Origin of the sequence: Bradyrhizobium sp. (assembly GCF_022844465.1) — a bacterium.
Taxonomy (GTDB): domain Bacteria; phylum Pseudomonadota; class Alphaproteobacteria; order Rhizobiales; family Xanthobacteraceae; genus Bradyrhizobium.
The window spans coordinates 63,327-86,509 of the sequence record NZ_JALHLP010000002.1; the positions used below are offsets into that span (position 1 = coordinate 63,327).

Below are 23,183 nucleotides of genomic sequence, written 5' to 3' on the forward strand. Positions count from 1 at the left end.
GCCCCTACGCCCCAAAACTCTTCGGCGAACCCGCGACCGGCGTGCTGGCGCCGCTGGCGACCTTCATCACCGCAAGGCCGCGCTCGTTGGTGCCGTCGGCGCGGAAGCGGAACAGGCCGTCGATGCCGGCGAACCCCGAAGGGTTGGTCAGCGTTTCCGCCGCAAAGCGCTGCGCGCCCTGCTGCTTGGAGAGCGCGGCCACCAGCGCCACCGCGTCATAGGCGAGCGTCGCGGTGCGCACCGGCTCGGCGCCGAACTTGGCGCGGTAGCGGCCGGCAAAGCCGCGGTAGCCCGACGGATCCGGCGCGGCGTACATCCCGCCCTGCAGCGCCGGGCTCGCCAGCACCCGCGGATTGTCCCACAGCCCGGTGCCGAGCAGCTGGATGTTGCGCAAATTGGCGCCGGCCGCGGTCAGCGCATCCGCCGCAGCCACCACCGAATCGCCGTCGTCGGCGATGAACAGCGCGTCCGCCGAACCCAGCGCCTGCGCCACCGTCCGCGCCGGCGCGGCGCGATCGGCGCCGTATTTCTCGAAGGCCACGATCCGCCCGCCCTTGCGGCCGACCGCCTGCTTGAAGGCGGCCTCGACGACGTTGCCATAGGCGTTGTCCGGCAGCAGCGCCGCGAACGATCGCTTGCCGATGCCGGCGGAGTAGTCGACGATCCGGTTGACGTCGGATTCCGGCAGGAAGCTCAGGAGATAGACGCCCCGCCCGGCGACGCTGGAATCGGTCGAGAACGCGATCACCGGGACGCCGCGCGCGCGCGTCAGCTGCGCGGTCGCCGGCACCGAGGCCGCAAACAGCGGGCCCAGGATGATCTCGCTGCCTTCGTCGATCGCCTGCTGGGTGGCTGGCGCCGCACCTTGGGCGCTGCCGCCGTCGTCCTTGATCAGGAGCTGGATGTTGGGGTTCTGGAATTCGGCCAGCGCCATCTCAGCCGCGTTCTTCATTGACTGCGCGGCGACCCCGGCGTTGCCGGAGGCCGATAGCGGCAGCATCAACCCGACCTTGACCTGCCCGGTGCCGACCGCAAGCGGCTGCTGCTGCGGGCCGGCCGGCGCATCAGGCTGCGACGAACCGAACGTGTTGGAGAACGACTGCTGCATGCCGGCGCAGGCGCCGAGCAGCGGCGCGCCGAGCATGAGGCCAAGCGCCGACCGCCGGGTCGGCTCTGACGGAAGCCGACCCGCATATCCCGGCTTGCGATTGAACGGGCCTGTCATCTTGTCTCTTCTGTTGGCCGACCGCCGCCGGCCAGGACTTCATCCTGAAAGACCAAAGCCTTAAACCTCAAGGGCGATTTCAGCAAATTGTTGGCGAATAGTTAACCAAACCGATGGTGGCCCGGCCGCTGCGACGCGGGAACATCCTAGCGCCGGATATGGCGCTGGCGCGTCGCTCCCTCTAGATTGGAACGATGCGCGCAAAAGCCAGCTCCAGCTACGGGTCGGAAGGCGAACCGGGTTCACCGCGCCGGACGTTTTCGATCGGCGGCCACGTGATGAACGCCCCGAAGCCGGTTCCCGGCCTCTATCTGGTGGCGACCCCGATCGGTCATCTCGGCGACATCACGCTGCGCGCGCTGGAGACGCTGGCCGGCGTCGACATTGTCGCCTGCGAGGATACCCGCATCACCCGCCGCCTGACCGAGCGCTATGCGATAGCGGCGGAACTGAAGCCCTATCATGAGCACAACGCCGCGCTGGCGCGGCCGAAAATCCTGGAAAAACTGGCGCAGGGCGCCTCCGTCGCGCTGGTGTCGGACGCCGGTACGCCGTTGATCTCCGATCCCGGCTTCAAGCTGGTGCGCGAGGCCTGCGCCGCCGGCCACGCCGTGGTCGCGATTCCAGGCGCGTCATCGGTTCTCTCGGCGCTGGCGGTGGCGGCCCTTCCCACCGACCGGTTCTTCTTCGAGGGATTCCTGCCGCCCCGGCAGGCGGCGCGGCGGGCGCGGCTCACCGAGCTCGCCCGGATCGACGCCACGCTGGTGCTGTTCGAATCCGGTAACCGCGTACAGGACGCCTTGGCCGATCTCGCCGACATCATGGCCGGGCGCGACGCCGCGATCTGCCGCGAGCTGACTAAGATGCACGAACAGATCACGCGCGCGCAGGTCGCGGAACTGGCGGCCGCCGCCACCACGCTGGAAACCCGCGGCGAGTTCGTGCTGGTGATCGGCCCGCCGCGCGCCGATGAGGGGGCCATGACGCAACATGACCTCGATGATCTATTGCGGGCGTCGCTGGCGCGGGACAGCGTCAAGGACAGCGTCGCGCATGCGGTCGAACTTTCGGGGCGGCCGCGGCGCGAAGTCTATGCCCGCGCCCTCGAGCTTGCGAAAGAAAACAGGGGCGGCGATGGCGAAAACTGACGGCGCCTCGCCGCCCGCGACCACCACAAAACCGGCGGCGCCGGCGCGGGTCGCGGCGTTCCGTACCGGAGTTTCGGCCGAGAGCCGCGCCGCCGCCTTTCTGATGGCGAAAGGCTACCGCATTCTCGCCCGGCGCTTCCGCACCCCCCATGGCGAGATCGACCTGGTGGCGAGAAAGCGCAACCTGGTCGCCTTCATCGAGGTCAAGGCCCGCGCCAGCCTCGATGACGCCGCCTATGCGGTGACGCCGCGGCAGCAGGCGCGCATCATCGACGCCGCGCAGGCTTGGCTGATGGTGCATCCCGAGCATGCCGAATTCGAGCTGCGGTTCGACGCCGTCCTGATTGCGCCGCGGCGGCTGCCGCGGCATCTGTTGGCGGCGTTCGACGCCAGCGTATAGGTAGTTTCCTCCAAAGCGAGCCGGGTATGACCACCATGAAATTGAACGTCGCCGTCCAGATGGATCCGATCGCGCGCATCAACATCGCAGGCGATTCGACCTTCGCGCTCTTGCTGGAAGCCCAGCGGCGCGGCCATACGCTTTCCTATTACACGCCGGACAAGCTGTCGCTGCGCGGCGAGGAACTGGTGGCGCCGGTGCAGGCGCTCAGCGTCCGCGACAAGGTCGGCGACCATTTCAGCCTCGGCGAGTCGAAGCGAACCTCGCTTGAGGCCTTCGACGTCATCCTGCTGCGCCAGGACCCGCCCTTCGACCTCGCCTACATCACTTCGACGCATTTGCTGGAGCGCATCCACCCGAAAACGCTCGTCGTGAACAACCCTGCCTCGGTGCGCGACGCGCCGGAAAAACTGTTCGTGATGCATTTTCCGCAGCTGATGCCGCCGACGCTGATCTCGCGCGACCTCGACGAGATCAACGCGTTCCGCCAGCAACACGGCGCGGTGGTGATGAAGCCGCTGCACGGCCATGGCGGCGCGGCGGTGTTTCGCGTCATGCCGCAGGACATGAATTTCGGCTCGCTGTTCGACATGTTCTCGGTCACCTTCCGCGAGCCCTGGGTGATCCAGCGCTTCCTGCCCGAGGTGAAACACGGCGACAAGCGCATCATCCTGGTCGACGGCAAATTCGCCGGCGCCGTCAACCGCGTGCCGGCGGCCGATGATCTGCGCTCCAACATGGTTCGCGGCGGCGCGGCGCAGGCGACCGACCTGTCGGCGCGCGAGCGCGAAATCTGCGCCGCGCTCGGCCCGGCGCTGCGCGAACGCGGGCTGTTGTTCGTCGGGATCGACGTGATCGACGGCAACCTCACCGAGATCAACGTGACGTCGCCGACCGGAATCCGCGCCATCGCCCGGCTCGGCGGGCCCGACGTGGCGGCGAAGGTTTGGGACAGCATCGAAAACAAACGCGGCGGAAACTAGACGCCGCGCACTGCTCACGCGCTTATCGCATTGCTCTGCTGCCGCTTCATCCGCTTGCCAAGTCGGGCGAGCGGGCGCAGTTTCTCGCCTCGGACGAATCCGTCCGGCGACCAACGACAAATCAAAAACACTGGAGGAGAACCATGACGAATGATCTTTCGCGACGGTCCTTGCTTGCGCTCGGCGCAGGGCTTGGTGCGAGTCTTGGCGCAGGTCTTGGCGCATCCACGATGCCCGGCGGCAGCGCGCTGGCCAAGGCGCCGAAGCTCGGCACCCAGACGCCCTACTGGCACCGCTTCGTCCTCGGCGACGCCGAAGTGACCGTGGTTTCCGACGGCCCGCTGCCGCTCGGCCCGCCCAAGGGCACCTTCGTCGGCGTGCCCGATGAGGAAGTGAGGAAGATGCTGACCGACAATTTCCTCAACCCGGACAATGTCGTGCTGGAGCAGAATTCGCCGATCGTCAACACCGGCGACAAGCTCATCCTGTTCGACACCGGCATGGGCACCTCGAAGGCGTTCGGCCCGACCACCGGCCGCCTGCCGAAGAGCATGACCGAGGCCGGCATCAAGGCCGCCGACATCGACGCGGTGGTGTGCTCGCACGCGCATATCGACCACATCGGCGGCCTCGTCGGCGCCGACGACAAGCCACTGTTCCCGAACGCCCAAGTCTACATCACCCAGGCTGATTTCGATTTCTGGACCGATGAAGGCAAGCTCGGCAGCCCGCTGAAGGATTTCGTGATCCACGCCCGCAAGAACCTGCTGCCGGTGCGCGACCGCATCGTCTTCATCAAGGACGGCCAGGAATTCCTCCCCGGCGTGCAGGCGATCGGCGCGGCCGGCCACACCGTCGGTCACACCATCTTCATGGTGACCTCGGCCGGCAAGTCCTTTGCCTTCCTCGGCGACCTTACGCATCACGCCGTGCTGCTGCTGCAGAAACCGCGGATGCAGTTCGCCTATGACAGCGATCCGAAGCAGGCGGCGGACACGCGGGTGAGGCTGCTCGACATGATCGCGGCCAACAAGACTCCGGTCATGTCCTATCACTACGCCTGGCCCGGCTTCGGCAACATCGCCAAGACCAGCGAAGGTTTTCATTACTATCCCGCGCCGATGGTGATGAACCTCTAGCCTGCGTCGTCTGCCAACAAGAACTAGAGCGGGATGACGATTCTAAGAAAAGTCATCCGGCTCTAGGGACGGCTCCCGGTCCGGCGTAAGTCATGACCTGCGAATCAGGACGTCAACCCCGGAGTAGTTCATTGGCCGATCAACTGCCCACCAGCACGACCGACGTCGTCTACGAGGATACCGGCGCTGCGGCCCCGCTGGTCTATTTCGACATCGTCGGCGCCTACGGCACCATGAACGGCGCGGTCGAGATCGAACTGGCGACGCGGATCCTGGTGCCGAAGCCGGACGGATCGACCGACGTCAAATTCCTGTCGTCAGGCCGTATCCGCTGCACCCCCACCGCCGCCGCCAATCTGCGCAACAGCCTCGACGCCGCGCTGAAGATGCTGGAGCAGCCTCAGGCGAATATGACGGCGATCGCGGCGGGGAAATTGAATTAGCCGTCTGTTCCCTAAACGTTCTTGACTTGCCCCCATGTTCCGCTACCCTCGTTTTCGACATGAGGGGGGCAGCATGGTCGCGCGGGTTTCCACCGTCGCCTTTGAGGGGATCGAGGCCCGCGCGGTCGACGTGCAGGTGCAGGTTGCCCCTGGCCTGCCGGCGTTTGCCATCGTCGGCCTGCCGGACAAGGCGGTGTCCGAGGCGCGCGAGCGGGTGCGCTCGGCGCTGATCGCCTCCGGCCTGGCGCTGCCCGCCCGCCGCATCACCGTCAACCTCGCGCCGGCCGACGTGCCCAAGGAAGGCAGCCATTACGATCTGCCGATCGCGCTCGGCCTGATGGCCGCGATCGGCGCGATCCCGCCGGATGCGCTGAATGGCTTCACGGTGCTGGGCGAACTCGGGCTCGACGGCTCGATCGCGGCGGTCGCCGGCGTGCTGCCGGCGGCGATCGGGGCCAATACGCGCGAAGAGGGGCTGATCTGCCCGGCGGCTTGCGGCTCGGAGGCGGCCTGGGCGAGCCCCGATATCCAGATCGTCGCGGCGAAGTCGCTGATCCAGATCGCCAACCATTTCAAGGGCACACAGGTGCTGTCGCGGCCGCAGCCGCGGGTCCATGAGCAGGAAATCTCGCATCTGGATCTGCGCGACATCAAGGGCCAGGAGAGCGCCAAGCGCGCGCTGGAGATCGCCGCCGCCGGCGGGCATCATCTCTTGATGATCGGCTCGCCCGGCGCCGGCAAGTCGATGCTGGCGGCAAGGCTGCCCTCGATCCTGCCGCCGCTGTCGCCGTCGGAACTGCTGGAAGTCTCGATGATCGCCTCGGTCGCCGGCGAAATCCGCGACGGCGCGCTGACGGCGCGGCGGCCGTTCCGCAGCCCGCACCATTCCGCCAGCATGGCGGCGCTGACCGGCGGCGGCATGCGCGCCAGGCCCGGCGAGATTTCGCTGGCGCACCAGGGCGTGCTGTTCCTCGACGAACTGCCGGAGTTCGACGCGCGCGTGCTGGACTCGCTGCGCCAGCCGCTGGAGAACGGCGAGGTCTCGGTGAGCAGAGCCAATCACCGCGTCACCTATCCGGCGCGCTTCATGCTGGTCGCGGCGATGAACCCGTGCCGCTGCGGCCATGCCTTCGAGCCCGGCTATTCCTGCAGGCGCGCGCCGGTCGCCCGCTGCACCTCGGATTACCAGATGCGCATTTCCGGCCCGCTGATGGACCGCATCGACCTGCGCATCGAGGTGCCGGCGGTGACCGCGGCCGACCTGATCCTGCCGCCGCCCTCGGAAGGCTCCGCCGAAGTCGCCGCCCGCGTCGCCGCGGCGCGCGACATCCAGCGCGCGCGCTACGCGGCCGCCGGCATGCCTGAGATCCGCACCAACGCCGAAGCTCCGGCAGCCCTGCTCGAGACCATCGCGCAGCCGGACCCGCAGGGACAGAAACTGCTGCGCGACGCCGCCGAGACCATGAAGCTGACCGCGCGCGGCTATCACCGCGTGCTGCGCGTGGCGCGCACGCTCGCCGACCTCGACGGCGCGGAAGGCATCGGCCGGCTGCATCTGGCGGAGGCGCTGTCCTATCGCGCGCTCGCCGAGGATCTGCGCCGCGCGGCTTAAGCCATGGCGCGTTCGAGCAGAGGGCGCGCCCCGACGCAGCCTCGTCTTAACGCTTTGTTCACCCTGTTTTCATCGCGGTAAACAACCGCTGACCGCCTCAAGCACTTTGCAATCTCGGCGACGCATCGTCGGCTTCAAACATCAGGCGAATCAGGGCGCCTCGGCTCAACCAGCAATCTCGGGATCACTCGCAATGGGACGGACTTTCCGGATCAAGCTCGGCTTACGTCGTTTCGGCCGCCGCCACCCCTGGCTCAGTCTTGTCCTTCGCTACTTCATGGTCTTCTCCGCCACCTTCGGCGGTGGCTATGGCTTCATTGCCGGCATCCGGTCCGAAAGCGCCGAGTACGACCCGCATACCTTTGCGATCGGCGTCGCCTTCCTGTTTGCGATGGCCTGCGTCGCGCTGGTGGCCTTGAGCGTCCGGCTTCGTTTCATGCGCAAGAAGATGCGCAAGATCGCCATGCATAACGAGGTGCTGGCGGACCGGAACTGGGAATTGCAGGAGGCCGAGCAGCGCGCCCGCAGCCTGTTCGAATCACAGGGCGACCTGATCGTGCTGCGCGATGCCGAGGGCCGGATCAGCTACGCCAACGACGCCTATTGCGAACTGGCGCAAGCGCCGCGAAGCGCGCTGATCGGCAGCCGCGCCACGCTCACGGTTCTGGAGCAGGGCGACAGCGCGATCGAATCCAGCGGCACCCGCGTCCACGACCAGCAGGTGGCCGGGCCGCTCGGCCCGCGCTGGATCGCCTGGCGCGAAGGCCTCGTCCGTACCGACGCCGGGGCGGCGGCGGAAATGCAAAGCGTCGGCCGCGACGTCACCGATCGCACCGAGAGCGAGCGCGCGCTGGCCGAGGCCCGCGACCTCGCGGACGCCGCAAGCCGCGCCAAATCGCGCTTCCTGGCGATGGCGAGCCACGAGATCCGCACGCCGCTGAACGGCATCATCGGCATGAGCGGGCTGCTGCTGGATACGCCGCTAACGCCGGAACAGACCACCTATGTCAAGGCGGTGAAGACCTCCGGCGATGCGCTGCTCGCGTTGATCGAGGAACTCCTGGACTATTCCAAGATCGAGGCCGGCAAGATCGACCTCGAGCATCGACCGTTCTCGCTGTCGGGCCTGATCGAGGACATCACCGAACTGCTGGCGCCGCGCGCCCAGGCCAAGCGGATCGAGATCGCCGCCTATGTCGACGACCGGCTGCCGATGCAGGTGATCGGCGACGCGGCGCGCCTGCGCCAGGTGCTGCTCAATCTCGCCGGCAACGCCATCAAGTTCACCTCGAGCGGCGGCGTCGCCCTGATCGTGGAGCCCGGCATCTGGCCCGGCGAAATCAGTTTCCTGGTGCGCGACACCGGCATCGGCATCGCGCCCGAGGCGCAGGCGCGCATCTTCCGCGAATTCGAGCAGGCCGACGCGCGCATCGCGCGCAGCCATGGCGGCACCGGGCTCGGCCTGAGCATCAGCGAGCGCATCGTCAAGCGCATGGGCGGCCGCATCACGCTGCAGAGCCAGCCGGGCGTCGGCTCGACTTTTGAAATGTCGATCCCGCTTGCGGCCGCTGCGGAGGACCAAAAGCCGGCCGCGACGCCTGATCTCGCCGGCCAGTCGATCATGCTGGTCTCGCCCGAGAGCATCGAGGCCACGCTGACGGCGCGGCGGCTGCAGAACTGGGGTGGCCATACCTGCGTGGTGTCGGACGCCGACGTCGCGCTGGCCCTGCTGCCCGAGCGTTCCTGGCATGCCGTCCTGATCGATCACGCGCTGGGGTTGGCCGCGATCGAGCGGCTCGGCGAGGCCGCGCGCCTGCATGCGGCGCAGCGAATCGTGATGTTCACGCCGGCGACGCGGCACGAACTGCAACCGTCTGCCAGTTCCGCCCTCACAGGCTATCTGGTCAAGCCGCTGCGGTCGGCCTCGCTCGCCGCACGGCTTTCGGCTGCGCCGGAAGTGGCCGCGCCGGGTCTTGCCGACGAAACGCCGATCGCGCCGGCCGACGCCGTCGATGCGCCCGCCGCGCCGTCGGCGACGGGCCTGTCGATCCTGGTCGCGGAGGACAATGCGATCAATGCGCTGTTGATGCGCTCGCTGCTGGCGCGACTCGGTCATCACGCCGTGATCACCGGCAACGGCGCCGAGGCGCTGGAATCCTGGCTGTCGGCGAAATCCGCCGGCAGTCCCTACGACCTCGTCCTGATGGACATCCAGATGCCCGGGCTCGACGGCATCGAAACCACAAAGCGGATGCGGGCCCTCGAAGCCGGCCAGCCCGACCGCCCGACCCCGATCCTGGCGCTCACCGCCAACACGCTGGTGGAAGACCGCTACGCCTGCTTCGAGGCCGGCATGGACGGATTCCTGATCAAGCCGCTCGACCGCGAAAAGCTCGCCGAGGCGCTCGCCGACCTCGCCGCATCCAGGCAGATCGCGGCGTGATTTGACTGCGGGCGGCCTATGTCAGACCTCATTCTGGAGGATTTGACATTTGTTACGAAGCCAGACTGAAACACTACAGCCGACGCAACGCCACGGTTTCGACCAGGTGATCGGCGCGCTTCTTCAGGATCAGCGTCGCGCGCGGCCGGGTCGGCAAAATGTTGTCTTCGAGATTGGCGAGGTTGGTGCGCTCCCAGATCGCGATCGCTGTCGCGGTGGCCTCTTCGTCGGACAGCAACGCATAGCGATGGAAGTAGGACTTGGGATCGGTAAACGCCGTGTCGCGCAGCGCCAGGAAGCGCCGCACATACCATTCGCGCAGCACCGGCTCGTCGGCGTCGATATAGACCGAGAAGTCGAAGAAGTCCGACACCACGGGGACGGCCTTGCCGTCGCGGGGCAGCCGGCCGGTCTGCAGGACGTTGACGCCTTCGACGATCAGGATGTCGGGGCGGTCGACCTCGATCGACTGGTTGGGCACGATGTCGTAGACAAGATGCGAATACACCGGCGCGCGCACCTGCCGGCGTCCGGCCTTGATGTCGCTGAGGAAGGCCAGCAGCATCGGCAGATCATAGCTCTCGGGAAAGCCTTTTTTCTGCATCAGCCCCTGCCGCTCGAGCACCGCGTTCGGAAACAGGAATCCGTCCGTGGTCACCAGATCGACCTTGGGCCGCGGCGACCAGCGCGCCAGCAGCGCCTGCAGCACCCGCGCGGTGGTCGATTTTCCGACCGCGACCGAACCGGCGACGCCGATGATGTAGGGCACCTTGCGGTCCCTGATGGCGAGGAACTGGCGCTGCGCCTGGTACAGCCGAAGCGTGGCGTCGACATAGATCGACAGCAGCCGCGACAGCGGCAGGTAGATGTCCTCGACTTCCTTCATGTCGAGCCGGTCGTGCAGGGAGCGCAGCCGCTCGAACTCGCCCGGCTCCAGCGTCATCGGCGTATCGTCGCGCAGCCGCGCCCATTGCGCGCGGGTGAACACCCGGTAGGGATTGTACTGCTGTTCCGTCGCCCGCATATCCATGACGCGCCTCTTGAACTACTCGCGCTTGCGCGACGCCTTCTCTTCGAGCCCGGACATGATGGTGCGCTGCGCCAGCGCGGCCTCGACCTCTTCGAACCTCACCCCGCGCGATTTCAGCAGCACCAGCAGGTGAAACACCAGATCAGCGCTTTCGGCGACCAGCTTGCCGCGGTCGTTCTCGATCGCCGCGATCACGGTCTCGACCGCTTCCTCGCCCAGTTTCTTGGCGCAATGCTCCGCGCCCTTGTCGAGCAGCTTGCGGGTATAGGACGCTTCGCCCCCCGATGCGGCCCTTGCATCGATGGTGGCGGCCAGATCGTGAACCGTGAAACGGGACATCAAGTCAACTCAGCACATGCGACCGGCCGGAGGCCGACGCCATTCCGGACAGGACTTAGCACTTTTGTGACGGTGAGTCGTCAGGGATCGAGCCGCATCGGCAGCCCGGCGCGCACCATGTGCTCTTTGGCTTGCCGAATGGTAAATTCGCCGAAATGGAATATCGAGGCCGCCAGCACCGCGGTGGCGTGGCCCTGGCGGATGCCGTCGACCAGATGGTCGAGATGACCGACGCCGCCGGAGGCGATGACCGGCACGGCAACACTGTCGGCCACGGCCTGGGTCAACGGCAGGTCGAACCCCTGCCTGGTGCCGTCGCGGTCCATCGAGGTCAGCAGGATTTCCCCGGCCCCGAGCGCGACCACTTCCTGGGCGTATTCGATGGCGTCGATCCCGGTGGAATTGCGCCCGCCATGGGTGAAGATTTCCCAGCGCTCGCCACCGCCGCCGCGCTTGACCCGCTTGGCGTCGATCGCGACCACGATGCATTGGTCGCCGAACTTTTCGGCCGCCTGCTTGACGAATTCGCGGTTGGACACCGCCGCCGAATTGATCGAAACCTTGTCGGCGCCATACCGCAGCAGCGTCTTGATGTCCTCGATCGTGCGCACCCCGCCGCCGACCGTCAGCGGCATGAAGCAGGCCTCGGCGGTGCGCCGCACCACGTCGAGCATGGTGCCGCGGTTTTCGTGGGTGGCGGTGATGTCGAGGAAGCACAGCTCGTCGGCGCCGGCCGCATCATACGCGATCGCGGCTTCGACCGGATCGCCGGCGTCGCGAAGGTCGACGAAGTTGACGCCCTTGACCACCCTTCCATCCTTGACGTCGAGACAGGGGATCACGCGGACCTTGAACATACGAATTCTCCTACGCCGCGGCGCGGGCGTTGCGGATCAGCGTCAGCGCGGCGGCGGGATCGAGCCGGCCGTCATAAAGCGCGCGGCCGGCGATGGCGCCGGCGAGCTTTTTTGCGCGCGGCTCCAACAGCGCCTTGACGTCGTCGATCGAGGCGAAGCCGCCGGAAGCGATCACGGGAATCGCGATGCGCTCGGCCAGCGCGATGGTGGCATCGAGATTGAGGCCCTTGAGCAGGCCGTCGCGGGCGATGTCGGTGAAGATGATGGCGGCGACGCCTGCGTCCTCGAAACGCATCGCGATTTCGAGCGCGGTCACCTGCGAGGTCTCGGCCCAGCCTTCGACGGCGACCTTGCCGTCACGGGCGTCGAGCCCGACCGCGACGCGGCCGGGGAATTTCCTTGCCGCGTCCTTCACCAGCGCGGGATCGCGCACCGCCGCGGTGCCGATGATCACGCGGGCAATCCCCTTGTCGAGCCAGGCTTCGATCGTCCTGAGATCGCGAATCCCGCCGCCGAGCTGCACCGGCATGGTGACGGCCTTGAGCATCGCCTCGACCGCGCGCGCGTTTATCGGCTTGCCGGCAAAGGCGCCATCGAGATCGACGACGTGCAGATATTCAAAGCCCTGTTCGGCAAAGGCGCGCGCCTGGCCTGCGGGATCGAGGTTGAACACGGTCGCGCGCGCCATGTCGCCCTGCTCGAGGCGCACGCACTGGCCGTTCTTCAGGTCGATGGCGGGAAACAGGATCACGGCTTCCACTTCAGGAAATTAGAGATCAAAGCGAGCCCGAAGCGCTGGCTTTTCTCCGGGTGGAATTGGGTGCCGATCGCGGTGTCCTTGCCGACAATGGCCGTGACCGGCCCGCCATAATCGGCGCGGGCCAGCACGTCGGCCTCGTTGGCGGCGTTGAGGTGATAGGAATGCACGAAATAGGCATGAAGGCCCTTCGGCCCGAGCGGCAACCGCTCCAGCACGGCGTGCTCGCGCACCATGTCGAGCGTGTTCCAGCCCATGTGGGGAATTTTCAGGTTCTCCTCGCGCGGCGCGATTTTCTCCACGTCGCCCGCGATCCAGTTGAAGCCGTCGGTGACGACGTGCTCCTTGCCGCGGGTCGCCATCAACTGCATGCCGACGCAGATGCCGAAGAAGGGCCGCGCCCTGACCCGCACCGCTTCGGTCATCGCCTCCAGCATGCCGTCGAGCGCGTCGAGGCCGCGGCGGCAATCGGCAAAGGCGCCGACGCCGGGCAGCACGATGCGATCGGCGCGGTACACGGTTTCAGGGTCGCGCGTCACCGTGATCTGCTGCGGATCCTGCATACGCCGAGAGGCGAACTCGAACGCCTTCGCCGCCGAGTGCAGATTGCCGGAACCGTAATCGATGATCGCGACGCTCACCGCGAGCCTCCCGGCTCGGGAAACAGGCCGATGATCCCGCCCTGCGGCATCGGCGGGGGCTTGGAGAACGGCTGGCCCGGGACGTGGCGGGTGGGCGGCGGCGCGCCGCGATCAACCGCCGATCGGTCGCTGCCGTTGCCGCGCTGCCTGGCGGTCCAGCGATCGAAGAAACGTCGCTCGGCCGCCTCCGCGTCATCGGCGACGACCACGTCGAGCTGTCGCCATTTGCGGCGCGACAGCGTCCAGCGCTGCAGGCTGGCCGCCTCGAAACCCATCAGGAGGGCGACCAGGATATCGACGGCGAAGATCGCGCTGCCGCTGGCGCCAAGCGCCGAGAGCCCGAACTGGATCGCAACCATCAGGACGATCCAGCCGGTCAGCGCCAGCCACAGCCGGTGCCAGACCAGCCAGATAACGCCGGCGATCGCCGCCCAGAAATGAAAGCCGTCACGGACAAAGACGAACTTGTCGGCCGCCGCGAGATCGGCGCCATTTCCCACGGGGGCGTGCACTGTATAAACCGGCATCGTCTCTCTCCGCCCGAACGGGAACAGCAATCAGCCGCCGAGCTGACCCTTGGTGGAAGGCACTTCGCCTGCGGCGCGCGGATCGATCGCAACCGCCGCCCGCAGCGCTCTCGCCAGACCCTTGAAACAGGATTCGGCGATATGATGGCTGTTCTCGCCATAGAGGGTTTCGACGTGCAGCGTCACGCCGGCGTTGATGGCGAAGGCGTTGAACCATTCCCGCACCAGTTCGGTGTCGAAGGTGCCGACCTTGTCGCGCGGAAACTCGACCTTGAACACCAGCACCGGCCGGCCCGAAATGTCGATCACGACGCGCGACAGCGTCTCGTCCATCGGCATGTGGATCGAGGCATAGCGGGTGATGCCGGCCATGGCGCCGAGCGCCTGCTTCACGGCCTGGCCGAGCGCGATCCCGACATCCTCGGTGGTGTGGTGGTGGTCGACATGGAGGTCGCCGTCGGCCTTCACCGTGATATCGATGCGCGAATGCCGGGCCAGCAGATCGAGCATGTGGTCGAAAAAGCCGATCCCGGTCGAAACCCTGGACACGCCGGTGCCGTCGAGGTTCACCGCGACCTCGATGTCGGTTTCCTTGGTCTTGCGCTTGATGGACGCCGTGCGCATGAAAGCTGCTTCCCTCTGGCCCCCGAGGGCCGAAAACGCGGCCCTTTTAACAGGCCGATGTCGCCTTCGCTACTGCGGGATGGTGCCGGGAGGGTCGAACTTCCGCCTATGGTGACCGGAATACGAGCGAAAGCGCGTGATTGTAACCGGGCGCCACAGCCCCTAGATCTGACGGGAACGAGGGCAATTCATGCACGCATCCGAGAACAGGCCGCCGGTCTGGCACGGCACCACGATTCTCACGGTCCGCAAGGGCGGCAAGGTCGTGATCGGCGGCGATGGCCAGGTTTCGATCGGCCAGACCGTCATCAAGGCCAACGCCAAGAAGGTCCGCAAGATCGGCAAGGGCGACGTCATCGGCGGCTTTGCCGGGGCCACGGCCGACGCCTTCACCCTGTTCGAGCGGCTGGAAAGCAAGCTCGAGCAATATCCGGGGCAGTTGACCCGAGCGGCGGTCGAACTCGCCAAGGACTGGCGGACCGACCGCTATTTGCGCCGGCTGGAGGCGATGATGATCGTCGCCGACAAGGATGTGTCGCTGGTCCTGACCGGCACCGGCGACGTGCTGGAGCCGGAGACCGGGGTGATGGCGATCGGCTCCGGCGGCAATTACGCGCTGGCCGCGGCCCGCGCGCTGGTCGATACCGACAAGGACGCCGAGACCATCGTGCGCCGCGCGCTCGACATCGCCGCCGACATCTGCGTCTACACCAACCGCAACGTCACCATCGAAACGCTGTGAGGGAGCCGCCGGTCGTCGGCGCCCATGCACGGCTTGCTCTCGCGATACTGGAGCCCTACCTAGGACGCATGACCGACTTTTCCCCCCGTGAAATCGTCTCCGAACTCGACCGCTTCATCGTCGGCCAGAACGACGCCAAGCGTGCGGTATCGATCGCCTTGCGCAATCGCTGGCGGCGGCTGCAGCTCACCGGCTCGTTGCGCGAGGAAGTGCTGCCGAAAAACATCCTGATGATCGGCCCGACCGGCGTCGGCAAGACCGAGATAGCGCGACGGCTGGCCAAGCTTGCCGGCGCGCCCTTCATCAAGGTCGAGGCCACCAAGTTCACCGAAGTCGGCTATGTCGGCCGCGACGTCGAGCAGATCATCCGCGATCTCGTCGAGGTCGCGATCGCCCAGGTCCGCGAACGCAAGCGCAAGGACGTGCAGGCCCGCGCGCAGCAGGCGGCTGAAGAGCGCGTGCTCGACGCGCTGGTCGGACCGGCCTCCAGCCCGGCAACCCGCGAATCCTTCCGCAGGAAGCTGCGCGCCGGCGAGCTCAACGACAAGGAAATCGAGGTCGAGACGCAGTCCTCCGGCGGCATGCCGATGTTCGAAATTCCGGGCATGCCGGGCGCCCAGCTGGGCGCGCTCTCGATCGGCGACATCTTCGGCAAGCTGGGCGGACGGAGCAAGACCCGCCGCCTCACCGTCGAGAACTCGCACGAGATTCTCATCAACGAAGAGTCCGACAAGCTGCTCGACAGCGACCAGCTGGTGCAGGAAGCCATCAACGCGGTCGAGAACAACGGCATCGTGTTCCTCGACGAGATCGACAAGATCTGCGTGCGCGACGGCCGCTCGGGCGGCGACGTCTCGCGCGAAGGCGTGCAGCGCGACCTGCTGCCGCTGATCGAAGGCACCACGGTCTCGACCAAGCACGGCGCGGTCAAGACCGACCACATCCTGTTCATTGCGTCCGGCGCGTTTCACATCGCCAAGCCCTCGGACCTGTTGCCGGAGTTGCAGGGCCGGCTTCCGATCCGGGTCGAGCTGGAAGCGCTGACCCGCGATGATCTGCGCCGCATCCTGACCGAACCCGAGGCTTCCCTGATCAAGCAGTATGTTGCGCTGATGCAGACCGAGGGCGTGACGCTCGACATCACCGATGGCGCCATCGATGCGCTGGCGGACGTCGCGGTCGCCGTCAATTCGACCGTGGAGAACATCGGCGCGCGACGGCTGCAGACGGTGATGGAGCGCGTGCTCGACGAGATTTCCTTTGCCGCACCGGACCGCCACGGCGAGACCATCAGGATCGACGCCGACTATGTCCAGAAGCACGTCGGCGACCTCGCCAGGAATGCCGATCTGAGCCGGTTTATCCTGTAACCGGCGGCAGCCGCCATAGCCCGGATGGTGCGGAATGAAGCTGCGGGCGTGGCGAAATCCCTGGCGCGTGATGCTGGCCGTCAACGCCGCCGTGCTTGCAGGGGTATTGCTGCACAAGGTCGCGCTGCCGCCCTACGTCCCCTACATCCACCTTCTGGTCGATTATCACTTCGGCTTCAGCAAGCGCGCGCTGATTGGTGCGATCGTCTCGCTGTTCGACACGACGGTGCCGGTATGGCTGGTGTTCGCGCTTGGCGGCGCGGTCTGGCTGGTTACGGCCGGGCTGTTCGTACTCCTGTTCCGGCGTATCTTCGGCTTTGAAGAGAAACATCTTCCGCTATTTGTGTTCATGGCGGGTTCGCCGTTCTTTCTGAAAAACTTCATGCACACGCTCGGGCATTTCGACATCTACGGATGCCTGTTCGCGATCTGCCTGCTGCTGCTTCCGGCGCGGTCGCTGGTCTATGTACTGCTCGCGGCGGTGCTCTCGGCCATTCTCCTCCTGATCCACCACATTCATGTCCTGATGTATGTGCCGACCATCGCCGTTATCGTGGTGCTGCGACATTACCTGAAGCAGCGCGTCACCCTGCAGAACGCCGCATTTGGCGTCGCATCGCTGGCGGCCATCGGCGCCCTCTTCGTGGCGGCGCAATTCTACGGCACCATGTCGGTTCCTGAGGCGGAGTTCGTCGCCTATCTGAGAGGCCGGATGGCCGATCCGTCGCGGGCAACCCTGCTGAGCTTTAGCCATATCTGGTACCAGCCGCTATCACAGGAAATCCTGGATACTTGGCAGCGCCTGCCGCACAATTTGCTCGGCATCCCCGTGTTCGCGCTCCTGATCTGGTTTCACGCGCCGCTATGGCGGTATCTTCGCGACCTGCGCGCTGCGCTTAGATTCGACGGGCATCGCCGCATCGTCACGGCGGCGCTCGTGATCGTCAGCCTCGGCTACCTCGTCATGTTCGCGATCGTATTCGATTATTCCCGGTGGATTTCAAACTGGGCGGTGTGCCTGTTCCTGATCCTGCACGCCATCAAGGAGCTACCGGCGTCGCAGGCCGTGCCCATGGTATCGACGGATGATCGCAAGACCCTGGCATTCGGCTGGATCGCGACGCTGATCCCGCGCGTGGGGATCGTGCGCCCGTTTTGAGAACTCAGGGTCGCGCCCGTCGCATGCGGACATAGAGCGCGCCCTCGCCGCCATGGCCGACATGGGCCTCCTCGAAGCCGACCACCAGCGAGCGGAATTCGGGCAGTTCAAGCCATTGCGGCACCTGACGGCGCAACACCCCGCGTTCGGACCCGGTTCCCACCTTGCCCTTGCCGGTGATGATCAGCACGAAGGTCAGCCCGTCCTCATGCGCGCGCCGCAGAAAACCGAACAGGGCCCGGTGCGCCCTCGTCTGCGTCATGCCGTGCAGGTCGAACCGGGCGTCGATCGGCTTGCGGCCGCGCGCCAGATGCGATCGCTCGCGGCGGCCGATCGGCGCCAGCGCCGGCGGTTCGGGGGTTGACGGAACAACGACCCGCGGCGGCGGCGCGGGCTTTGGCAAGGCGGCCGGCTTCGACGCAGCCTTGGTTTCCTGATCCGGCGACGCGGCAGGCGGCTTGGCGGCGCGTTGCCGCTTGCGCAGTGGCTTGAGCTGGCTGGCGACGCCATCCCACAGCGCGCGTTCTTCCTCGCTCAGGCCGCGCTTGCGCCGCGGCAGCATCGTTAATTCAGGGATCGAGGACCGTCGCTTCATCTGGCGCGGCGATCGCGGCGGGGCTGGGGTTTTTCAGGAGATGCTCTGATAACCGGGCGCGGTTCGGGAAGCGGAACCGGCTGGGCGACCGCGGCCTGCGAGACCGACGTTTGCGACACCCCGGCTGTTTCCGCGCTCGCGCCGCTCCTGATTTCCTTGGATCGATCCTTCAACGGATCTGTTTGCGGAAACAGCCTGGCGATTTTCTCCGACGGCCGCGCGTCCGGCACCGGCATCCTGCGGGCCCGCGCCGCCGGATCGAGGCTCTTCGGCACCAACATGACGAAACGTGCATTGTGGCGCAGGCGTCCGGAAACTTTTCCGGCGTCGACGCCGGCGCCGAAATAGAGATCGGCGCGTGCCGGCCCGACAATGGCGGAGCCGGTGTCCTGGGCGATCATGAGGCGGCGGAACGGCGTCTTTGACCGCTCCGATTCGATCGGCAGTTCGCCCTCGATGAAAAACGGCGTGCCGTAGACGTGCAACGCCTTGTCGACCGCGATCGAGCGGCCCGCCGTCAGCGGCACGCCCTGCGCACCGACCGCTTCATCCTTGTCGGAAAGCTGCACCTCGCGGAAGAACACATACGACTTGTTCTGCCGCCGCAATTCGTTGGCGCCATCCGGGTTCTGCTCCATCCAGTCCCGGATCTTCTGCATCGACATCTGGTCCTTCGGTACGATATTGCGATCGATCAGGATGCGGCCGACCGGCGTATAGGGATAGCCATTGTGGGCGTCGTAGTTGATGCGAAGGGTCGAACCATCCTCCATGCGGACCCGCGCCGAGCCCTGGATTTGCGAGAACAAGAGGTCGGTCTGGTTCTTGACCCAGCAGATTTCGAGCCCTCGGCCGGCAATGGCGCCGTCCTCGATCTCGGCACGATCGTAATACGGCACCAGTTTGCGGCGGCCGACCTTGCGGAACACCTGGCCCTTGTTGGGCAATCCGGCCGAGCTTTGCCGGGCGCCGCGAACGAACAGGTTCGACGGCCGGCGATAGACCGGCACGCTGTAGATGTCGGTCTGGGTGCGGGAGCCGTCGATGATCGGCTCGTAATAGCCGGTGACAAAGCCTTCGCCTTCACCGAGCCGCGAGATCCGCAGCGGCAGGAAATGCTGTTCGAAGAACGCCCTCGCCTTCGCACCATCGGATATTTCCTGGCCCCTGGCGATGCGGCAGGGGTCGCGCAGCGAGGCGCCCAGCGCCTTCGAATCCGAAGGCGGCTTTCGCTGCGCGGCTATCGGTTTGCAGCTCACGCGAAACGCCTGGTAGCCGGCGAGATGGTCGTCGTCGCTCCAGCCGGCGATATCCGACCAGGCGAGCGGCGCATACTGGCTGCCCTCGATCTGGAGCGGCCATTCCAGCCGCGGATAGGGCAAATGGCGGGACGGGGGGCTATGCGGGTGCTTGTGCGGGCGCTCCTTGCGCGCTGCAAGGGCATCTGCTGGCGCAAGCGACAACGCCAAAGCGATCACGCCAAGCACGAGCCCCGCAAGGCGTCGCGTCTCAGGCCGCGCTTCCGGTGCCAACCAGCTTCCAGTTCGGATCGCGAGAACTCGTGTCGCGGGCGAATGTCCAGACATCGGTGATATCGACGACCTTATCAGGATTGCCATCGACAATGGCGCCGGTCTTGTCGCGGGTGACCGAGATCATCTGCGACACGAAGCAAACCGTCAGCTGCGCCGCCCGGTCGCGGGCTTCCGCGCTCACCAGATCGGCCTTGTCGATCGACACGAATCGCGTTTCGGTCTTCTGCTCGTGCTTCTCGCGATCCTTGATCACGGCATCGAAGCTGTCATAGACCTCGCCGGACAGTAGATCCTTTAACGCGCGGCGATCGCCATTGGCGAAGGCCAGCACGATCATTTCGTAGGCGCTGCGGGCGCCCGACAGAAAGTGCCGGGGATCAAACGAGGAGTCATTCGCGACAATGGCATCGAGGCCCGCGGCAAGTGGCGTTCCCTCCTCGGCAATGCCTTTCCAGCGGTCCTGGGGCGCAACGTCTGCGGTCGGCGCCAGCGGCGCCTGATCGATCACCGCGCCCGGCAGCGGGACCACGTTGTTATTGTCCTGCGTCCGCTGCAAGACGTTCGGCGCGGCGCGATCGTAGGGCGGCCGCTCGCTCCCGGTGCGTTGACCGAGCACACTGCGCAGGCGCAGGAAAATGAATACCGCCAACGCCAGGAAGATGATGGTGTAAATGTCCACGTCGGATTCGCTTTCTGGTTCTAACGCCGGCAACGGGCCCGGCGGTCGAGCGTTCCCTGGAGAGCGGCATCCTGACGGATTTTCGCTGGGAACGGCAGAGATTATATCGTCGATTGAGTCATGAGCATGTAGGCATGAAACCGCGCACGGCCAATGGCGCGTTTTGGTGTGGGAGATTGTAGCGCATTTTGGTGGCGAGGGGAAACCGGATCATGTCCGGAAATCCCGCATATTCAATCATTTAACGTGCAAGATCGGCCTCCCGCGCAACCCTGTCGGGCAGAATCATCGTATTCTGGCGCCGGGCCTGTCCGCCAACCGGCCATCCACCTTGTGGGATAAGGCGGGCCTATGATAGCCACTCGCCGGAAACGACATTCCCGCCCATCGAGCGATTTCAGACCAAATCGGGCTCCGCTCGCCAGAGCTTCAGGAGAGAGTTCATGACCAACGGCAACGGCGCGCCCCCCGAGCAGTCCCCTCCCCAGCTTAACGTGCTGGCGCAGTACACCAAGGACCTGTCGTTCGAAAACCCGAACGCGCCTTCCTCGCTGGCGCCGCAGCAGCAGCAGCCGGCCATCAATATCCAGATCAATGTTTCAGCCAACAATCTTGCTGAAAATGAATTTGAAGTGACGCTTTCGGTCGAGGGCAAGGCTGAGAACCTCGGCAAGGTGATGTTCAGCTTCGATCTCGCCTATGCCGGCGTGTTCCGCATCGTCAACGTGCCGAAGGAAAACCTTCATCCGCTCGTGATGATCGAGTGCCCGCGACTGTTGTTCCCGTTTGCCCGCGAGATCATTGCAACCGCGGTGCGCGACGGCGGGTTCCCGCCGCTGATGCTTGATCCCGTGGATTTCGTCGGTCTGTACCGCCAGAACATGGAGCGGCAGGCGGCGGCGCAGGCCGTTTCTGGCGCCAAGCCGAGCTGAGTGGCCGACTTCTAGCTTCACTGGCCTACCGCCGGCTAGACCGTACCCAGAAATTCGTTCCAGATCGGCTTGTCGCCGAGCGTGGCGACAAAGGCGCGATGCGCTTCGCGATCGGCGTCGGTAAGCCGGGGCGCAAGCGGCGCCTCGCGCTGCCGACGCGGGGTTTCGCCAAACCCGCCGGTCGGCGTGGCGCGGAGCTCCGAGGCCAAGACCAGTTGCGACTGCCGCGCCCCGATCAGGTCGATATAGACTTCGGCGAGCAACTCGGCGTCGAGCAGCGCGCCGTGCTTGGTGCGCCGGGAATTGTCGATCGCGTAGCGCGAGCAGAGATCGTCGAGCTTGTTGGAAACGCCCGGATGCTTGCGGCGGGCCAGCAGCAGCGTATCGACCAGCCGTTCGCGTGAGATCGGCTGCCGCTTGATCCGGTCAAGCTCGGCATTGATGAAGCTGATGTCGAACGAGGCGTTGTGGATCACGAGCGGCGCCTCGCCGATGAAGGCAAGGAATTCGTCGACCACTTCAAGGAATAGCGGCTTGCTGGCGAGAAACGCGCTGGACAGCCCGTGGACGGCAAACGCTTCCGCCGGCATGTCGCGCTCGGGGTTGATGTAGCGGTGGAAGCTCTGCCCGGTCGGCATGCGGTTGTAGATCTCGATGCAGCCGATCTCGACCAGCCGGTCGCCGCGCAGCGGATCGAGGCCCGTGGTTTCGGTATCAAGAACGATTTCGCGCATGGAGTTCCGCAGCCGCTGCAGCTTCGGCGAATCAGGTCCGCCGCCGCGGCATCTTAACGACCTCGGCCAGAATGTCGCGGATGGCGGCGCGCACCGGCTCCAGCCCGTGCGAGGTGTCCACCACGAAATCGGCGCGCTTGCGCTTTTCGGCGTCGGGCAATTGCCGCGCCAGGATGGCGTCGAGCGCCTCCGGCGACATCGTTCCCCGCGCCATGATGCGCTGGCGCTGGGTCGCCGAATCGGTGCTGACCACGACGACGGCGTCGACGCGCTTTTCGCCGCCGGTTTCATAAAGCAGCGGAATGTCCATCACGACCACCGGTGTGCCCGAGCGTTCGGCCTCATCGAGAAATCTCTTGCGGGAGGCCCCGAGCATCGGATGAACGATCTGCTCCAGCCGCTTGATGGCGGCGGGATCATGCACCACCCTGGCGGACAGTTTGGCGCGATCGACGCGCCCATCGACGGTCGTGCCGGGAAACGCGGCTTCGATCGCCGGCGCGGCCTCGCCTTCGTAAATCTTGTGGACCGCCGCGTCGGCATCATAAACCGGCACGCCGGCCTCGCCGAATAACTTAGCGGTGGTGGATTTCCCCATCCCGATCGAGCCGGTCAATCCGAGGATCCGCATTTTGGCGCCGTTTGCTGAGGGATGATTCTAGGCGTTTAGCAGATTTTCGCCGCGCAGGAACGCGAGCAGCGGCAGCAGCGGAAGCCCCATAATGGTGAAATGGTCGCCCTCGATGCGATCGAACAGATGCACCCCGAGCCCTTCAAGCTGATAGGCGCCGACGCTCGTCGTTACCGCCTCCCCGGCCTGATCCAGGTAATCCTCGATCGCATCATCGCCCAAACGGCGCATGCTCATTCGCGCAACGCCGACATCGGCGAACACTACCTTGCCATCACGGGCAACGGCAACGGCGGCGTGCAGTTCATGCGTATTGCCGGCAAGCAGCCGCAGCTGCGCCGCAGCCTCGGCGCGGCCCGACGGCTTGTTGAACAGCCGCGATCCAAGCGCAAGGGTCTGATCGGCGCCTAGCACGTAGCGGCCGGGGTGGTTCGACGATACCAGCGACGCCTTCGCGCGCGCCAGCAAGGTCGCGATCTCGCCGGGCGCCGAAAGGCCGGAGTTTTCCTGCACGGCGCGTTCATCGATCTCCGCGGGGACGGCGTCGAAGGGAATGCTGGCATTGGCGAGCAGCGTCTGGCGTGCCCGGCTCTGCGAGGCCAGGATCAGCGGATGTTTTCCACGCCACATGGTCATCG

General features: G+C 66.0%; 25 protein-coding genes. 11 read left to right on the top strand and 14 right to left on the bottom strand.

Annotated elements, in window-relative coordinates:
• Positions 1-4: 4 nt before the first annotated feature.
• Entirely contained in the window at positions 5-1,225 is a 1,221-nt protein-coding gene (locus Q0D31_RS06565) for a penicillin-binding protein activator (protein WP_291847207.1), read from the bottom strand.
• A gap of 194 nt (positions 1,226-1,419) precedes the next feature.
• Between Q0D31_RS06565 and rsmI the strand changes: the two genes are divergently transcribed.
• From rsmI to Q0D31_RS06600, 7 genes are all read left to right on the top strand, one after another.
• Positions 1,420-2,373 carry a 16S rRNA (cytidine(1402)-2'-O)-methyltransferase gene (rsmI, locus tag Q0D31_RS06570; protein ID WP_291847210.1) on the top strand — a complete coding sequence of 318 codons (954 nt, stop codon included), beginning with the start codon at positions 1,420-1,422 and terminating at the stop codon, positions 2,371-2,373.
• Entirely contained in the window at positions 2,360-2,773 is a 414-nt protein-coding gene (locus Q0D31_RS06575; RefSeq protein ID WP_291847216.1) for a YraN family protein, read from the top strand. Before rsmI ends, Q0D31_RS06575 begins: the two co-directional genes overlap by 14 nt.
• A 35-nt stretch (positions 2,774-2,808) precedes the next feature.
• On the top strand, positions 2,809-3,756 hold the full coding sequence (gene gshB, locus Q0D31_RS06580) for a glutathione synthase (protein ID WP_291847219.1): 948 nt from the start codon (positions 2,809-2,811) through the stop codon (positions 3,754-3,756).
• Between the two features lie 143 nt (positions 3,757-3,899).
• The gene (locus Q0D31_RS06585; RefSeq protein WP_291847222.1) at positions 3,900-4,895 is read left to right on the top strand and encodes an MBL fold metallo-hydrolase; all 996 of its coding nucleotides are present in this window, start codon (positions 3,900-3,902) and stop codon (positions 4,893-4,895) included.
• Between the two features lie 131 nt (positions 4,896-5,026).
• The gene (locus tag Q0D31_RS06590; RefSeq protein WP_291847225.1) at positions 5,027-5,338 is read left to right on the top strand and encodes a hypothetical protein; all 312 of its coding nucleotides are present in this window, start codon (positions 5,027-5,029) and stop codon (positions 5,336-5,338) included.
• Between the two features lie 73 nt (positions 5,339-5,411).
• Positions 5,412-6,950: a YifB family Mg chelatase-like AAA ATPase gene (locus Q0D31_RS06595; protein WP_291847228.1), complete on the top strand. Its 1,539-nt coding sequence runs from the start codon at positions 5,412-5,414 to the stop codon at positions 6,948-6,950.
• Positions 6,951-7,143: 193 nt separating this feature from the next.
• Positions 7,144-9,393 carry a PAS domain-containing hybrid sensor histidine kinase/response regulator gene (locus Q0D31_RS06600; RefSeq protein WP_291847230.1) on the top strand — a complete coding sequence of 750 codons (2,250 nt, stop codon included), beginning with the start codon at positions 7,144-7,146 and terminating at the stop codon, positions 9,391-9,393.
• Positions 9,394-9,466: 73 nt separating this feature from the next.
• Here the strand turns inward: Q0D31_RS06600 and coaA are convergent, their stop codons facing one another.
• From coaA to hisB, 7 genes are all read right to left on the bottom strand, one after another.
• Positions 9,467-10,423, bottom strand: a complete 957-nt coding sequence (coaA, locus tag Q0D31_RS06605) for a type I pantothenate kinase (RefSeq protein WP_291847233.1) — start codon at positions 10,421-10,423, stop codon at positions 9,467-9,469.
• 15 nt (positions 10,424-10,438) lie between these two features.
• Entirely contained in the window at positions 10,439-10,762 is a 324-nt protein-coding gene (locus Q0D31_RS06610; protein WP_291847238.1) for a phosphoribosyl-ATP diphosphatase, read from the bottom strand.
• Between the two features lie 80 nt (positions 10,763-10,842).
• Positions 10,843-11,619: an imidazole glycerol phosphate synthase subunit HisF gene (gene hisF / locus Q0D31_RS06615; protein WP_291847241.1), complete on the bottom strand. Its 777-nt coding sequence runs from the start codon at positions 11,617-11,619 to the stop codon at positions 10,843-10,845.
• A gap of 10 nt (positions 11,620-11,629) precedes the next feature.
• The gene (hisA, locus tag Q0D31_RS06620; RefSeq protein ID WP_291847244.1) at positions 11,630-12,379 is read right to left on the bottom strand and encodes a 1-(5-phosphoribosyl)-5-[(5-phosphoribosylamino)methylideneamino]imidazole-4-carboxamide isomerase; all 750 of its coding nucleotides are present in this window, start codon (positions 12,377-12,379) and stop codon (positions 11,630-11,632) included.
• Positions 12,367-13,017: an imidazole glycerol phosphate synthase subunit HisH gene (hisH, locus tag Q0D31_RS06625; RefSeq protein WP_291847247.1), complete on the bottom strand. Its 651-nt coding sequence runs from the start codon at positions 13,015-13,017 to the stop codon at positions 12,367-12,369. The genes hisA and hisH overlap by 13 nt, the downstream gene beginning before the upstream one ends.
• Entirely contained in the window at positions 13,014-13,544 is a 531-nt protein-coding gene (locus Q0D31_RS06630) for a DUF2628 domain-containing protein (protein ID WP_291847250.1), read from the bottom strand. Before Q0D31_RS06630 ends, hisH begins: the two co-directional genes overlap by 4 nt.
• A gap of 30 nt (positions 13,545-13,574) precedes the next feature.
• A complete protein-coding gene (hisB, locus tag Q0D31_RS06635) occupies positions 13,575-14,168 on the bottom strand; it encodes an imidazoleglycerol-phosphate dehydratase HisB (protein ID WP_291847263.1) in 594 nt (197 codons plus the stop codon).
• A gap of 190 nt (positions 14,169-14,358) precedes the next feature.
• Here hisB and hslV point away from each other — a divergent pair, with 190 nt between their 5' ends.
• From hslV to Q0D31_RS06650, 3 genes are all read left to right on the top strand, one after another.
• A complete protein-coding gene (gene hslV, locus Q0D31_RS06640; RefSeq protein WP_291847270.1) occupies positions 14,359-14,910 on the top strand; it encodes an ATP-dependent protease subunit HslV in 552 nt (183 codons plus the stop codon).
• Positions 14,911-14,978: 68 nt separating this feature from the next.
• The gene (gene hslU, locus Q0D31_RS06645; protein ID WP_291847273.1) at positions 14,979-16,280 is read left to right on the top strand and encodes an ATP-dependent protease ATPase subunit HslU; all 1,302 of its coding nucleotides are present in this window, start codon (positions 14,979-14,981) and stop codon (positions 16,278-16,280) included.
• 34 nt (positions 16,281-16,314) lie between these two features.
• Positions 16,315-17,439, top strand: coding sequence for a hypothetical protein (locus Q0D31_RS06650; protein WP_291847277.1), 1,125 nt, complete (start codon positions 16,315-16,317; stop codon positions 17,437-17,439).
• Positions 17,440-17,443: 4 nt separating this feature from the next.
• Here the strand turns inward: Q0D31_RS06650 and Q0D31_RS06655 are convergent, their stop codons facing one another.
• The 3 genes from Q0D31_RS06655 to Q0D31_RS06665 all read right to left on the bottom strand — a co-directional run bounded on the left by Q0D31_RS06655 (position 17,444) and on the right by Q0D31_RS06665 (position 20,248).
• Entirely contained in the window at positions 17,444-18,034 is a 591-nt protein-coding gene (locus tag Q0D31_RS06655; protein WP_291847280.1) for a Smr/MutS family protein, read from the bottom strand.
• Complete coding sequence (locus Q0D31_RS06660; protein WP_366518506.1) at positions 18,031-19,416, bottom strand: MltA domain-containing protein; 1,386 nt, start codon at positions 19,414-19,416, stop codon at positions 18,031-18,033. The genes Q0D31_RS06655 and Q0D31_RS06660 overlap by 4 nt, the downstream gene beginning before the upstream one ends.
• Before the next feature lie 127 nt (positions 19,417-19,543).
• A complete protein-coding gene (locus Q0D31_RS06665) occupies positions 19,544-20,248 on the bottom strand; it encodes a Tim44/TimA family putative adaptor protein (RefSeq protein ID WP_291847287.1) in 705 nt (234 codons plus the stop codon).
• Between the two features lie 443 nt (positions 20,249-20,691).
• Here Q0D31_RS06665 and secB point away from each other — a divergent pair, with 443 nt between their 5' ends.
• Positions 20,692-21,180, top strand: coding sequence for a protein-export chaperone SecB (gene secB, locus Q0D31_RS06670; protein ID WP_291847289.1), 489 nt, complete (start codon positions 20,692-20,694; stop codon positions 21,178-21,180).
• Positions 21,181-21,215: 35 nt separating this feature from the next.
• Here the strand turns inward: secB and dnaQ are convergent, their stop codons facing one another.
• From dnaQ to Q0D31_RS06685, 3 genes are read right to left on the bottom strand one after another with little or no spacing between them, the layout of a single operon-like run.
• Positions 21,216-21,914 (bottom strand): DNA polymerase III subunit epsilon, encoded by a 699-nt coding sequence (dnaQ, locus tag Q0D31_RS06675; RefSeq protein WP_291847292.1) that lies wholly within the window; start codon positions 21,912-21,914, stop codon positions 21,216-21,218.
• Positions 21,915-21,945: 31 nt separating this feature from the next.
• Positions 21,946-22,545: a dephospho-CoA kinase gene (gene coaE / locus Q0D31_RS06680; RefSeq protein ID WP_291847295.1), complete on the bottom strand. Its 600-nt coding sequence runs from the start codon at positions 22,543-22,545 to the stop codon at positions 21,946-21,948.
• A 27-nt stretch (positions 22,546-22,572) separates the two neighbouring features.
• The gene (locus tag Q0D31_RS06685; protein ID WP_291847298.1) at positions 22,573-23,181 is read right to left on the bottom strand and encodes a Maf family protein; all 609 of its coding nucleotides are present in this window, start codon (positions 23,179-23,181) and stop codon (positions 22,573-22,575) included.
• Between the last annotated feature and the right edge of the window lie 2 nt (positions 23,182-23,183).

Excerpts from the sequence above, each read along its gene's own strand:
- hisF (WP_291847241.1), bottom strand. The coding sequence starts at position 11,619 with ATGTTCAAGGTCCGCGTGATCCCCTGTCTCGACGTCAAGGATGGAAGG.
- Q0D31_RS06655 (WP_291847280.1), bottom strand. The coding sequence starts at position 18,034 with ATGAAGCGACGGTCCTCGATCCCTGAATTAACGATGCTGCCGCGGCGC.
- Q0D31_RS06575 (WP_291847216.1), top strand. The coding sequence starts at position 2,360 with ATGGCGAAAACTGACGGCGCCTCGCCGCCCGCGACCACCACAAAACCG.
- coaA (WP_291847233.1), bottom strand. The coding sequence starts at position 10,423 with ATGGATATGCGGGCGACGGAACAGCAGTACAATCCCTACCGGGTGTTC.
- gshB (WP_291847219.1), top strand. The coding sequence starts at position 2,809 with ATGAAATTGAACGTCGCCGTCCAGATGGATCCGATCGCGCGCATCAAC.
- secB (WP_291847289.1), top strand. The coding sequence starts at position 20,692 with ATGACCAACGGCAACGGCGCGCCCCCCGAGCAGTCCCCTCCCCAGCTT.
- coaE (WP_291847295.1), bottom strand. The coding sequence starts at position 22,545 with ATGCGGATCCTCGGATTGACCGGCTCGATCGGGATGGGGAAATCCACC.
- hslU (WP_291847273.1), top strand. The coding sequence starts at position 14,979 with ATGACCGACTTTTCCCCCCGTGAAATCGTCTCCGAACTCGACCGCTTC.
- Q0D31_RS06595 (WP_291847228.1), top strand. The coding sequence starts at position 5,412 with ATGGTCGCGCGGGTTTCCACCGTCGCCTTTGAGGGGATCGAGGCCCGC.
- Q0D31_RS06585 (WP_291847222.1), top strand. The coding sequence starts at position 3,900 with ATGACGAATGATCTTTCGCGACGGTCCTTGCTTGCGCTCGGCGCAGGG.
- hisB (WP_291847263.1), bottom strand. The coding sequence starts at position 14,168 with ATGCGCACGGCGTCCATCAAGCGCAAGACCAAGGAAACCGACATCGAG.
- Q0D31_RS06565 (WP_291847207.1), bottom strand. The coding sequence starts at position 1,225 with ATGACAGGCCCGTTCAATCGCAAGCCGGGATATGCGGGTCGGCTTCCG.
- Q0D31_RS06685 (WP_291847298.1), bottom strand. The coding sequence starts at position 23,181 with ATGACCATGTGGCGTGGAAAACATCCGCTGATCCTGGCCTCGCAGAGC.
- Q0D31_RS06630 (WP_291847250.1), bottom strand. The coding sequence starts at position 13,544 with ATGCCGGTTTATACAGTGCACGCCCCCGTGGGAAATGGCGCCGATCTC.
- Q0D31_RS06600 (WP_291847230.1), top strand. The coding sequence starts at position 7,144 with ATGGGACGGACTTTCCGGATCAAGCTCGGCTTACGTCGTTTCGGCCGC.
- Q0D31_RS06610 (WP_291847238.1), bottom strand. The coding sequence starts at position 10,762 with ATGTCCCGTTTCACGGTTCACGATCTGGCCGCCACCATCGATGCAAGG.
- rsmI (WP_291847210.1), top strand. The coding sequence starts at position 1,420 with ATGCGCGCAAAAGCCAGCTCCAGCTACGGGTCGGAAGGCGAACCGGGT.
- dnaQ (WP_291847292.1), bottom strand. The coding sequence starts at position 21,914 with ATGCGCGAAATCGTTCTTGATACCGAAACCACGGGCCTCGATCCGCTG.
- Q0D31_RS06650 (WP_291847277.1), top strand. The coding sequence starts at position 16,315 with ATGAAGCTGCGGGCGTGGCGAAATCCCTGGCGCGTGATGCTGGCCGTC.
- hslV (WP_291847270.1), top strand. The coding sequence starts at position 14,359 with ATGCACGCATCCGAGAACAGGCCGCCGGTCTGGCACGGCACCACGATT.